The sequence below is a fragment of the Streptomyces sp. NPDC033221 genome (assembly GCF_055577005.1).
Genome location: NZ_JBVIQN010000003.1, coordinates 367,755 through 379,958 on the forward strand (window position 1 = coordinate 367,755; position 12,204 = coordinate 379,958).

Genomic DNA, 12,204 nt, shown 5'->3' on the forward strand with positions numbered 1-12,204 from the left:
ATCAGGTGTTGGACGGGGAACGGGCCGTGCGGCGACCGTAGTTGCGTGATCCTCTTCCTCGCCGCCCGCCCGGTGACCGCCCCGCCCGTTCCGCCCGCCCGCCGCCGGCGCCGCCGCTCCCCCGCCGCGCTCCGGCGCGTACTCGTGCCGTACGGACGGATCTTCGCCGTCCCCGGCGCCCGCGCCTTCACCGCCGCCAACCTCCTCGCCCGGCTGCCGATGGGCATGTTCAGCGTCAGCGCGATCCTGATGATCGCCGGATCGCGCGGCTCGTACGCGCTGGCCGGGGCGGTCACCGCGACCGGGCTCGCGGCGACGGCGGTCGCCGGGCCGTGGACGGCGCGGCTGGTCGACCGGTACGGACAGGCCAGGGTCGCCGTCCCCGCGACGGCACTGGCCGTCCTCGGATCGCTCGCCCTGCTGCTGTGCGTCCGCTTCGGCGCGCCGTCCTGGACGCTCTTCGCCGCGTACGCCTGCACCGCGACCACCCCGAACACCGGCGGCATGGCACGCGCCCGCTGGGCTTACCTCCTGCGCGACGACCCGGGCGCGCTGCACACCGCCAACTCCTTCGAGCAGGCGGCCGACGAGGTGTGCTTCATGCTCGGACCGGTGCTGGCGGCCTTCCTGTGCACCGGGCTCTTCCCTGAGGCGGGCACGCTGACCGGCGCGGCGCTGCTGCTGACGGGTGTACTGCTGTTCGCCGCCCAGCACCGTACAGAACCGCCGGTCGCGGCCGTGTCCGCCCACCACGGCGCCGGACGTCTGGTGACATCACTGCTGCCCCTCCTGCTGACGTTCCTCGCCACCGGCGCCGTCTTCGGATCGCTGGAAGTCGTCACCATCGGCTTCACGGACGCACACGGACAGCGCGCCGTGGCGGGCCCGCTGCTCGCCCTCCAGGCGGCCGGGTCCTGCGCGGCAGGCCTCCTGTACGGAGTGCTGCGCCCGGCCGGACCGGCGGACCGCCGCCTCGTACGGTGCGTCGCCGCCATGGCCGCGCTGATGTGGCTGCCGTTCACGGCGGCGGGCGCGGGCGGCGGGGTCCTCCTGGGGGCAGCCCTGCTGCTCGCCGGAATGGCCACGGCGCCGACCATGGTCACCGGCATGGGCCTGATCCAGTCGCGGATACCGGCCGACCGCCTGAACGAGGGCATGACGCTGGCCGTGACCGCACTGCTGACCGGCATCGCGGCGGGCTCGGCGGGCGGCGGCTGGGCCGTGCAGCACCTGCCGGCGGGCACCGCGGCGGGCTACACCGTGCCCGCCACTGCGGCAGCCCTGGCCCTGGCCGCGGCCGGCACCGCACACGCCGTACGGGCCGCCCGGCGGCCGTCGTGAGGACCGCAGCGCGGCGGCGACGACAAAGACGGCAACGACAAAGGCCCCGCTGCCTGGACAGCGGGGCCTTCGCCTCACATGGGGTGACGGGTCCGGGGGCCGGGGCCTCCGGTTTCTCCGTCGAGTGGAGATGGCGGGAATCGAACCCGCGTCCAACGGTGCGGAAACAGGGCTTCTCCGAGCGCAGTCCGCTGCGATTTTCTCAGCCCCGGAGATCTCGCGGACACGTCTCCGACGGGCTCAGTCACTGTTTGATTTCCTCCCAGGACCCGTGACCGGACCTAGAAGTTTAGTTCCCTAGCTGATGCCAGGATCCGGGTCGGGAACACCCCCGGGCTGACACTTCGCAAGTCGCTACTTAGGCAGCGAGGGCGAAGGAATCGCGCTTGGTGTTGGCGATTATTTTTTGCGACATATGGTTTACGAGATCATTGCCGCTTCCTCGGCTCGCTTCCCCTGCTTCGACATCCGCTGTCGAAACCGATCATCCCCATGTTGTTTTTTCAAGGTGGTGCCTGCACCGGCGTGCGGTGCGCAGCCCATCGTACGTGACCAACGCGCGACGATGCCAGCGTATTCCTGCCCGGTCAGCCGCGCTCGCGCCGCTTGGCCGCCGAGATCGCCCGGTGCGCCTCGCGACGGTCCTGCTGCTCGCGCAGCGTCTGCCGCTTGTCGTACTCCTTCTTGCCCTTGGCGAGCGCGATCTCGACCTTCGCGCGGCCGTTCGTGAAGTACAGCGACAGCGGCACGATCGTGTGGCTGGTCTCCTGCGACTTCGACTCCAGCTTGTCGATCTCCAGGCGGTGCAGCAGCAGCTTGCGCTTGCGGCGCGCGCTGTGGTTGGTCCACGTGCCCTGGGCGTACTCCGGGATGTGCACGTTGTGCAGCCACGCCTCGCCGCGGTCGATCTGCACGAAGCCGTCGGCCAGGGATGCCCGGCCCTGGCGCAGCGACTTGACCTCGGTGCCGGTCAGCACCAGCCCGCACTCGTACGTGTCCAGGATGAGGTAGTCGTGCCGCGCCTTCTTGTGCTGGGCGATGAGCTTGCGGCCGGTCCCGTCGTCCTTCTTGTTGTTCTTCTTGGCCTTGGACGTCTTAGTCATAGTGGAGCCATTTTCGCACTACGCCCCGCCCCCGAGGCCACTCAATACTGTGCGGGCGCGCGCCGGGGCGTCGTCCTCGGCGGTCAGGTCCGGGGTGATGCCGCGCCCGTCGACCGTGCGGCCCGACGGCGTGCGGTAGTGGCCGACGGTCAGCTCGGCGACCGAGCCGTCCGGCTGCTCGCTGGGCAGCTGCACCGAGCCCTTGCCGAAGGTCGGGGTGCCGACGAGCACCGCGCGGCCGCGGTCCTGGAGCGCCCCGGCCAGCAGCTCGCCGGCGCTCATCGTGCCGCCGTCCACGAGCACCGCGAGGGGGATCTGTGTGTTCCCGCCGTCCTTCGCGTACAGGGCGCGCTGGCTGCCGCGGACGTCGTACGTGGCGACCAGGCCGCCCTCCAGGAAGGCGGAGGCGGCGGTGACCGCCTCGTGCACCAGGCCGCCGGTGTTGCCGCGCAGGTCCAGCAGCACACCGCCGCGCGGGGAGGCGGCGCGCACCGCCCGGCGGATCTCCTCGCCCGTGCCGCTGCTGAAGGCGCCGACGGTGATGCGGGTGGGCCCGTCCGGGCCGTCGGGGTGGTCGGTGGTCACGTTCCGGTCCCGCAGGCGGGCCCGGTGCAGGGTCTCGGTCCACTGGCGCGTACCGCGCCGCAGCTCCAGGGCGACGCTGCTCCCGGCGCCCGGCGCGAGGCCTTCGGCGGCCGGTCCGGCGTCGCCGCGCAGCCGTGCCACGACCTCGGTGATCCGGCTGCCCCGCGAGGCCACGCCGTCCACCGCGCGCAGGTCGTCGCCCGCGCGCAGGCCGGCCGCCGCGGCGGGGCCGCCGGGCCGTACCCGGGAGACCAGGGCGCGGCCGTCCGCCGCCTGCCGCAGCCACAGGCCCACGCCCACGTACTCGCCGTTCAGCTCCTGCTGGAAGTCCTCGTACTCGCGGGCCGAGAACGCCGTCGACCAGCGGTCACCACTGCGGCTGACGACGTCGTCCGCCGCCTGGGAACCCGTCGCGTGCGGTCCGTCAGCGGGCCGGCCGGCGCGCTGCGCCCGGTGGACGCGGTCCGCCTCGGCGGCCGCGCGCCCGGATATCCGCCGTTCGTCCCCCGGGTGTCCGCTCTCCTCCCAGGTGCCCGCCGCCGCGCCGGTGGCCAGCACACTGACGAAGACCAACGTCAGGGCCGCCCCGCGGCGGCTGCGGCGGGGCCGGACGAACAAACACGGGCCCGTCATGCCGGTGAGTGTAGGCCAGAAAGAAGCGCCGTACGGGGAGTTGACCGTACGGCGCCCTTGGCTTACGTCACACCTTGAGGTACTTGCGGAGCGCGAAGAACGCGGCGAGCGCCGGCATCAACAGACCGATCAGCAGCACCAGCGGCAGCACGGCCACGACCGAATCCCAGCCAATGAAGTTGATGACCTGGATCCGCGCGGCCAGCCAGTTGTTGATCAGCACCCACTTGCCGCCGACGATCAGCACACAGGCGAACACCGCCCCCAGCAGGCCCGCGATGGCCGCCTCCAGGATGAACGGCATCTGGATGTAGAAGCTGGAGGCGCCCACCAGGCGCATGATCCCGGTCTCCCGGCGCCGGCTGAACGCCGACACCCGCACCGTGTTGACGATCAGCATCAGCGCCACCACCAGCATCAGCGCCATCACCACCAACGCGGCGATGTTCATGCCGTTGAGGAGGTTGAACAGCGGTTCGACGGTGTCCCGCTGGTCCTGCACCTCCTGGACACCGGGCCGCTCGGAGAACGCCGACTTGATCACTTCGTACTTCGTCGGGTCCTTCAGCTTGACCCGGAAGGACTCCTGGAACTGGTCCGGGGTGACCAGGCCCGCGATGGGCGTGTCACCGAACTGCTCCTTGTAGTGCTTGAACGCCTCGTCGCTGGACTCGTGCGTCACGCTCTGCACGATCGGCAGGCGGTCCAGCTCCGCCTTGATGTCGTTCTTCTGCTGCTCGGTGGCCGCGCCCTTGGCGCAGTTGGCACCGGTCTCGGTGTCGTTCTTGTTGCAGAAGAAGACGGAGACGTTGACCTTGTCGTACCAATAGCCCTTCATCGTGCTGACCTGGTCGCGCATCAGCAGCGAGGCGCCGAACAGACCGAGCGAGAGGGCGACGGAGACGATGACCGCGAAGGTCATCGTGAGATTCCGGCGGAGACCGACGCCGATCTCCGACAGGACGAACTGGGCGCGCATGGCGTCCTTTCAGTGCTGGGGGCCGTACACGCTTAGTGCTGGTAGCCGTACACGCCACGCGACTGGTCGCGCACGAGCCGGCCCTTTTCGAGTTCCATGACGCGCTTGCGCATCTGGTCGACGATCTGCTGGTCGTGGGTGGCCATGACCACCGTCGTACCGGTCCGGTTGATCCGGTCCAGCAGCTTCATGATGCCGACCGAGGTCTGCGGGTCGAGGTTGCCGGTGGGCTCGTCCGCGATGAGCAGCAGCGGACGGTTGACGAACGCCCGCGCGATGGCGACGCGCTGCTGCTCACCACCGGACAGCTCGCCCGGCATCCGGTCGTCCTTGCCGCCGAGGCCGACGAGGTCGAGCACCTCGGGGACCGTCTTGCGGATCTGGCCGCGCGGCTTGCCGATGACTTCGAGGGCGAAGGCGACGTTCTGTCCCACCGTCTTGTTGGGAAGCAGCCGGAAGTCCTGGAATACGGTGCCCACCTGGCGCCGCATCTGCGGCACCTTCCAGTTGGAGAGCTTCGCGAGGTCCTTGCCCAGTACGTGCACGGCGCCATGGCTGGCGCGCTCCTCACGCAGGAGCAGACGCAGGAAGGTGGACTTGCCGGAGCCCGAGGAGCCCACCAGGAAGACGAACTCGCCGCGCTCGATCTCCAGGGAAACATCCCTGAGGGCGGGGCGGTTCTGCTTCGGGTAGGTCTTGGAGACGTTGTCGAATCGGATCACTGATGCACCACGGTCGACCTGGGTAGCGGCACGGGATGCCCCTGTCGTGGCTCCCGTCGGTGAGCGTGACCATACGCGAGTCTCGCGCGAAGGCGCAGTCGCCGTTCGGGGTTGGTGCGTTTATTCACGGCATCTACGGGGACAAAACGAGCACATTCCGGCCCGTGGATCCGGGCCGTCGCGCCGAAAAGGCCGGAAGCCGACCGGGGCGCGCCGTTCCGCCGACGAGCTGGCACAGTGGTAGAGGGAACCATCGTGGTCGCCTGCGCGTTGCAGCGGTTGAGGAGGAGGTCGCATGACGTACGACCGGCTGGTGTGCGCCAACTGCGCGGCCCCCGTGAACGAGGGCCGCTGCCCCGTGTGCCGGGCCAGCAGGGAACGGCTGCAGGAGACCGGGCTGTTCGGCCAGGTGACGCCCGCGGCCCTGGTGGCGCTGCTGGTGGCGCTGATCGCGCTGGCGATACTGGTGCACCAGGCCGCCTGAGGCGGGCCCGGACCACCGGACCCCCGCGTGACGCTTCGCGTACGGAGCGTCACCGCGCCCGGTGCGCCGCGGACATGAGCACACCGAAGGGCCCGGACCGCTGCTCGCGCTCCGGGCCCTTCGTCACGCACTGCCCCGCGTACGGGGCGGAGCCTGGTGTCAGGCCGCGGCCGCGCCGCCGCCGTTCTTGTTGATCAGGCGCGGCATCAGGCGGAAGCCGATGCCACCGGCGATCATCGTCGCCGCGCCGACGAGCAGGAAGGTGGTGCCGGAGGCACCGGTCTCCGCCAGCTCGCCGCCCTTGGCCTGCTGCTGCGGCTGGCCGGGCGTGTTCACGATCTGCTCGTTGCCCTCGCCGGGCTGCTCGATCGGCGTGGTGCCCTCGTTGTCGGTGCCGGTGCCGGTGCCGTCGTCGCTGCCACCGGTGGAGCCGCTGCCACCGGTGGAGCCGCTGCCGCCGGTGGAGCCACTGCCACCAGTGGAGCCGCTGCCGCCGGTGCTGCCCGAACCGCCCGTGCTGCCCGAACCGCCGGTGCTGCCCGAGCCGCCGGAGTGGCCGCCGCCGGTCTGCGAACCGGACTGGCCGCCGGTCTGGGTGCCGCCGGTCTGGCTGCCGCTCTGACCACCGGTCTGCGTGCCGCCGGTCTGGGCACCACCGGTCTGGGTGCCGCCGGTCTGACTGCCGCCGGTCTGGCTGCCGGACTGGCCACCAGTCTGGGTGCCACCGGTCTGGGTGCCGCTCTGGCCGCCGGTCTGGCCGCCGGTCTGGCTGCCCGACTGGCCGCCGGACTGGGTGCCACCGGTCTGGCTGCCCGACTGGCCGCCCGTCTCGTTACCGCCGGTCTGACTACCGGACTGACCACCGGTCTCGTTACCGCCGGTCTGGCTGCCCGACTGCCCACCAGTGATCAAGCCGCCGGTGGTGGTCTCGCCGGTGGTGCTGCCACCGGAGTCCCCGCCACCGTCGAAGATGTCACCCAGGCCACCGATCAGGCCGCTGGAGTGGGAACCGGATGCCTGGTCCGTGCCGACCGCCGAGGCCGCGCCGGCCGCGGTGAGCGACGCACCGGCCGCGATCACCGCACCGGCCGCAATGCGCGCTACGCGCAGCCGCGTCTTCTTCGTCATGTACTGCTACCCCCAGTAGCTACTCGTCATGGGAGCATCGCTGTTCGGGGCAGCAGCCGACCCGGGTAGGCGAGTTGCCGTACCGCCCTGCGGCCGTCGCACTCAGATCCCCGTTCACACGCACACCCCAGACATACGTATGCCACGTACCACCCTTCCCAGTTCTCACATCATCGTCAAGGTCAAATAAAGGTGCGATGACCGAATTGAGGGGAGTTGCGGGGTCCATGGACGTATGACTGTGACCAAACCGCCACATGGTCGAACGGCAGCGAAAAACAACTGCCGCTCAATAAGCGACAGTTGTTTTCACGCATTATCCGGACGGTGTTTTCCGGCGGCTTGTGCCGGAGGGTTACTTCCCCTGTTCCTGCTGCTTGCGCCAGCGAATGCCCGCTTCCAGGAAGCCGTCGATGTCGCCGTCGAGCACGCCCTGCGGATTACCGACCTCGAACTCGGTACGCAGGTCCTTGACCATCTGGTACGGGTGCAGAACGTACGACCGCATCTGGTTGCCCCAGGAATTGCCGCCGTCGCCCTTGAGCGCGTCCATCTTGGCCTGCTCCTCCTGGCGGCGGCGTTCGAGCAGCTTCGCCTGGAGGACGTTCATCGCGGTCGCCTTGTTCTGGATCTGCGAGCGCTCGTTCTGGCAGGAGACGACGATGCCGGTCGGGATGTGCGTCAGGCGCACCGCGGAGTCGGTGGTGTTGACGCCCTGGCCGCCGGGGCCGGAGGAGCGGTACACGTCGACGCGCAGCTCGGACTCGTCGATCTCGATGTGGTCGGTCTGCTCGACCACCGGCAGCACCTCGACGCCCGCGAAGGACGTCTGGCGGCGGCCCTGGTTGTCGAAGGGCGAGATGCGCACGAGGCGGTGGGTGCCCTGCTCGACGGAGAGCGTGCCGTAGGCGTACGGCACCTGGATGGCGAAGGTGGTCGACTTGATGCCGGCCTCTTCGGCGTACGAGGTCTCGTACACCTCGGCCTTGTAGCCGTGCCGCTCGGCCCAGCGCAGGTACATGCGCTGGAGCTTCTCGGCGAAGTCGGCGGCGTCCACGCCGCCGGCCTCGGCACGGATGTTGACGACGGCCTCGCGGGAGTCGTACTCGCCGGACAGCAGCGTGCGGACCTCCAGCTCGTCGACGGCCTTGCGGACGTCGGCCAGCTCGCTCTCGGCCTCGGCCCGGGTCTCGTCGTCCCCCTCGGCCTCGGCGAGCTCGAAGAGCACACCGACGTCGTCGACCCGGCCGCGCAGTTCCTCGGCCCGGCGCAGCTGGCCCTGGAGATAGGACAGCCGGCTGGTGATCTTCTGCGCGCTCTCCGGGTCGTCCCAGAGGGACGGCGCCGCTGCCTGCTCCTCAAGCGCGGCGATATCGGCCCTCATCTTGTCGAGGTCCAGGACGGCCTCGATCGACCCCATGGTCGAGGAGAGGGACTTCAGCTCTTCGGATACATCGACGACTGCCACGCTCCCCAGCCTAACGGCTGCCGCCGTCTGCGTGTCCCGAGCCTCGCGCCGCTTCCCGGGCGGCGGCGCGAGGAGGCAGGTGGGGAGGGGTGCGGACCGGTGGCACGGCCGCCGCTCCGACCGGCGGGCCGGGGCGGCGGCCCGGGTCAGGGGGCCGGCCGCGGGGTCAGCGCGTGGGCCGCGGGGTCGTCGCGTCGGAGTGCTGGACGCCCGGCCTGGCGTCGCCGGAGTCGCCGTGCTGGGAGGCGAACCAGCCACCGAGTCCGGCGGCGGCCACCACCGCGGCGGCGGCCAGGCCCAGTTTCACCCGGCGGCGGCGCACCGCCTCGCGGTGCCGGGCCGAGCCGGCCCGGGGCTCGCCCGCGGCGCGCGGGGCACGTGCCGTGCCGTGGGCACCGCCCGCCAGCTCGTCCGGGCCGGGGACGCGCATGCTCGTGTGGGTCTCGCGGTTCGAGTCGGGGGCGGCCGAGCCGTGGACGAGCGGTACGGCGCCGCGCGGCCGGGAGCCGCCCGGCGCGACCGGCGGGTAGAGGGACTCGTCGTACGCACCGGACCCGGATCCGGCGGTACCGGACGCGTACGGGCCGGTGGCGGCCTCCTCGGGCTCCTCGGCGGCCTGGTCGCCGTCGGGCTCGTCGATGTCCAGCGGCGGGTGACCCGCCAGGTCCGGCAGGATCTCGCGCAGCCGGGCGGCCAGTTCGGGGGCGCGCAGCCGGGAGGCGGGCGCCTTGGCCAGGCACTGCAGGAGCAGCTGCCACAGTTCGTCCGGGATGCCCGGCAGCGGCGCCACGGCCTCGGTGACGTGGCGGCGCAGCACCGCGCCGGGGTGGCCGCCGCCGAAGGGGGTGAAGCCGGCCAGCATCTCGTACAGCACCGTGGCGAGCGCGTACACGTCGACGGACGCGCGCGGCGGCAGGCCTTCGATGATCTCGGGCGCGAGGTAGTCGGGCGTGCCGATGACCTTGGTGGCCCGGGTGTGCCGGGGCGTGTCGACGAGGCGGGCGATGCCGAAGTCGGTGAGCAGCGCGGGGTGGGCGCCGCCGGGTCCGAGCGGCCCCTGCATGTCCAGCAGGACGTTCTCGGGCTTCACGTCGCGGTGCACGACGCCGGCCTTGTGGGCGGCGGCGAGGCCGTCGGCCACGTCGGCGGCGATCGCGACGGCGGCCTCCGGGGCGAGGCGGCGCTCCCGGTCCAGGCGGGTGCGCAGGTCCGTACCCCGTACGAGGTCCATGACCAGGGCGAGGTCGTTGCCGTCGACGACCAGGTCGCGCACGCCGACGACGTGCGGGTGGTCCAGGCCGAGCAGCGCCGCGCGCTCCTGGACGAAGCGGCCGACCAGTTCCTGGTCGGCGGCGAGGTCCTCGCGCAGCAGCTTGATGGCGACGGCCCCCTCGGGTCCGTCGCCGAGCCATACCGTGCCGGCGCTGCCGCGGCCAAGGATCTGGTGGGCGGTGTACCGGCTGCCGATCTTCCGTGCCAAGACTGCTCCGACGTGTCGGGCCCGCTGAGCGTCCTCAGGGGGCTGAAGGTGGCGTCAAAGCTACGCGGGTGCCAGGGGGTTCCGTGCCCAGGATGGGCCCGGCTGTCACTTCTGTGGGGGAAATCGCCCCCCGGAAGTCGACAAATCCCCTCAGTCGCCGTGTTGGACGCCACCGGCGCACGTCACACGACGCCCTTGTGTCACTTGCCGAACCAGTTGCCGACGTCGTTGAAGAAGTTCCGGACGCTGCCGATGATGTCGCCGATCTGTTCGAAGTAGCCCTTGGTCGTACCGATCCACTCCTGGAGCGGGGAGAACTCCCAGACCGCCCAGCCGCCGACGAACAGGATCACCAGCACGAACAGGCAGCCCTTCAGGCAGCCCAGGCCGGGGATGCGCATCGGGTTGGCGCTGCGCTGCCGGGGCTCGCGGCGCGGCCGGGGCTCCCGCTCCGGCGGCCGCTCGGGCTCGTAGCGCTGGGGCGGCGGCTGCTGCCGGCGCGGTGCCTGCTGCGGCTGGTGCTGCGGCGGCTGATAGGGCGCGGGCGCCTGCTGCTGGTACGGCGCCGGGGCCTGCTGCTGGTACTGCGGCGGCTGCTGGGGGCGCTGCTGGGGCTGTGCGGGCTGCCGCTGCGGACGGCGCTGCAACGGATCCTGACCGGGATCCAGGTACTGGGTCTGCTCGTTGCGGTCCCGGGCGGCCCGCATCTGGGACTCCCAAGGGTGCGGCCCCTCGGCCTGACCGCCGGGCGGGCCCGGCGGTACGGGCGGCATCGCGCGGGTCGGATCGGCGCCGCCCTGGCCGTAGCCCTGGCCCTGACCGCCGTTGCCGGAGGCGAGCACCTGGGTCGGGTCGGCGTCCGGGCCGCCCTGGCCACTGGTGGACGGCAGCACGCTGGTCGCCGCGGCCGGGTCGTACGAGCCGCCGGTGGACGGCAGCACCTGGGTCGGGTCGGCGTCGCCCGAAGCGCCGGTGCCGGTGCCGGTGCCGGGCACCGTGGCGGGCGACGGGTCCGGCGCGAGCAGCGCGGCGACGCCGAGCGCGGCCTCGGCCTGCGCCGGGGTCGCGTGCACGCCGACGCCCGCGGCGACCGTGCGCAGCGCGCGGGCCAGGTTCTCGGCGCTGGGCCGGTTCCCCGGCTCCTTGCTCAGGCAGCGCTCTATGACCGTCCACAGCGGCTCAGGGACGGTGGACGGGCGGCGCGGCTCCTCGCTGAGGTGGCGGTGCAGCACTTCGAGGGCACTGGCGCCGCCGAACGGCGGACGGCCGGTGACCAGCTCGTACAGCAGGATGCCGGCGCCGTAGATGTCCACGGCGGAGGTCTGCGGGCGGCCCTCGGCGGACTCCGGCGCCACGTAGGCGGGGGTGCCGACGAATTCGTGGGTGCGGGTCAGGCCGGGCGAGTCCGCGAGGCGCGCGATGCCGAAGTCGGTGAGCATCGGGTGCAGCTCGGCGGTGTCGCCGTCGCCGGTGCCCTGGAGCAGGACGTTGGCGGGCTTCAGGTCGCGGTGCACGACGCCGTCGGCGTGGCTGGCGGCCAGCGCGTCGGCGATCTGCGCGGTCAGCAGGGCCGCCGCGACGGGGCTGAAGGGCCCGTTGTCGCGCAGGTGGCGGTGCAGGTCGGGGCCGTCGACGAGGTCCATGACCAGGGCGAGCAGATCGCCCTCGACGACCAGGTCGCGGGTGCGGACGATGTTCGGGTGGGTGAGCCGCAGCAGCACCGAGCGCTCGCGCAGGAAGCGCATGACGACGTCCGGGTCGTGCGCCAGCTCCTCCTTGAGGACCTTGATCGCGACCGTCTCGCCGGGCTCCCCGGCCACCGCGGCCTCGGCGCCCGCCGTTTCCCTCTGACGGGCACGCCAGACGGTGCCCGTGGCGCCGCGTCCCAGCGGCTCCTCAAGCAGGTACTTGCTGCCTACCGGCCGCACGTGCGCTCCCTGGTCGTGATCGATCCTTGCCGGGCCGGTGGGTCGCGGCGGCCCGTCGCCCCACTGTAGTGCCGCCGAACGGGCCGTACGGCGGGACGATCGGGCGGGGCTCGGGGGAAAGACGCGCATTACGGACGGATGGTTGCGGGCGGACCGGGATCGGTGTCCGTGTCCGGCCGAACAGCGAACACCGATGATCGAAAACAGGCCGTTCGCAGTACCCGATCAGGCGGTTTTTCGCCCGGGAGCGACCGATCAAGATCACTGAGTGATGGTCGGCGGGCGTGTTGTCAGTGGCAGGTGCGAGGATGCACCCAGCACGGAAGCGGTGGGGGTGCGGGGCCTCCGTCGCG

10 protein-coding genes and 1 other RNA gene are annotated in these 12,204 nt (G+C 71.7%); 2 read left to right on the forward strand and 9 right to left on the reverse strand.

Translation table 11 applies throughout. The annotated features are described in order from the left end of the window. The first annotated feature begins 45 nt into the window (after positions 1–45). The gene (locus ACZ53K_RS05705) at positions 46–1,341 is read left to right on the forward strand and encodes an MFS transporter (RefSeq protein WP_468832301.1); all 1,296 of its coding nucleotides are present in this window, start codon (positions 46–48) and stop codon (positions 1,339–1,341) included. A gap of 122 nt (positions 1,342–1,463) precedes the next feature. Here ACZ53K_RS05705 and ssrA read toward each other — a convergent pair. The 5 genes from ssrA to ftsE form a co-directional block, all read right to left on the reverse strand. Beyond that, positions 1,464–1,833, reverse strand: a transfer-messenger RNA (tmRNA) gene (gene ssrA / locus ACZ53K_RS05710). 95 nt (positions 1,834–1,928) lie between these two features. Next, positions 1,929–2,444 (reverse strand): SsrA-binding protein SmpB, encoded by a 516-nt coding sequence (gene smpB / locus ACZ53K_RS05715; RefSeq protein WP_468832302.1) that lies wholly within the window; start codon positions 2,442–2,444, stop codon positions 1,929–1,931. Between the two features lie 18 nt (positions 2,445–2,462). Then, positions 2,463–3,662 carry a S41 family peptidase gene (locus ACZ53K_RS05720; RefSeq protein ID WP_468832304.1) on the reverse strand — a complete coding sequence of 400 codons (1,200 nt, stop codon included), beginning with the start codon at positions 3,660–3,662 and terminating at the stop codon, positions 2,463–2,465. 67 nt (positions 3,663–3,729) lie between these two features. Continuing rightward, positions 3,730–4,641 (reverse strand): permease-like cell division protein FtsX, encoded by a 912-nt coding sequence (gene ftsX / locus ACZ53K_RS05725; RefSeq protein WP_468832305.1) that lies wholly within the window; start codon positions 4,639–4,641, stop codon positions 3,730–3,732. 32 nt (positions 4,642–4,673) lie between these two features. Next, positions 4,674–5,363, reverse strand: coding sequence for a cell division ATP-binding protein FtsE (gene ftsE, locus ACZ53K_RS05730; protein ID WP_030025118.1), 690 nt, complete (start codon positions 5,361–5,363; stop codon positions 4,674–4,676). Positions 5,364–5,658: 295 nt separating this feature from the next. Here ftsE and ACZ53K_RS05735 point away from each other — a divergent pair, with 295 nt between their 5' ends. Continuing rightward, a complete protein-coding gene (locus ACZ53K_RS05735) occupies positions 5,659–5,847 on the forward strand; it encodes a hypothetical protein (protein WP_468832306.1) in 189 nt (62 codons plus the stop codon). Positions 5,848–6,006: 159 nt separating this feature from the next. Here ACZ53K_RS05735 and ACZ53K_RS05740 read toward each other — a convergent pair whose 3' ends face one another. The 4 genes from ACZ53K_RS05740 to ACZ53K_RS05755 form a co-directional block, all read right to left on the reverse strand. Then, on the reverse strand, positions 6,007–6,975 hold the full coding sequence (locus ACZ53K_RS05740) for a hypothetical protein (RefSeq protein ID WP_468832308.1): 969 nt from the start codon (positions 6,973–6,975) through the stop codon (positions 6,007–6,009). A 355-nt stretch (positions 6,976–7,330) separates the two neighbouring features. Beyond that, complete coding sequence (gene prfB / locus ACZ53K_RS05745; RefSeq protein WP_468832309.1) at positions 7,331–8,443, reverse strand: peptide chain release factor 2; 1,113 nt, start codon at positions 8,441–8,443, stop codon at positions 7,331–7,333. A gap of 166 nt (positions 8,444–8,609) precedes the next feature. Next, complete coding sequence (locus tag ACZ53K_RS05750) at positions 8,610–9,923, reverse strand: serine/threonine-protein kinase (protein ID WP_468832310.1); 1,314 nt, start codon at positions 9,921–9,923, stop codon at positions 8,610–8,612. Between the two features lie 200 nt (positions 9,924–10,123). Beyond that, complete coding sequence (locus ACZ53K_RS05755; protein ID WP_468832311.1) at positions 10,124–11,851, reverse strand: serine/threonine-protein kinase; 1,728 nt, start codon at positions 11,849–11,851, stop codon at positions 10,124–10,126. Between the last annotated feature and the right edge of the window lie 353 nt (positions 11,852–12,204).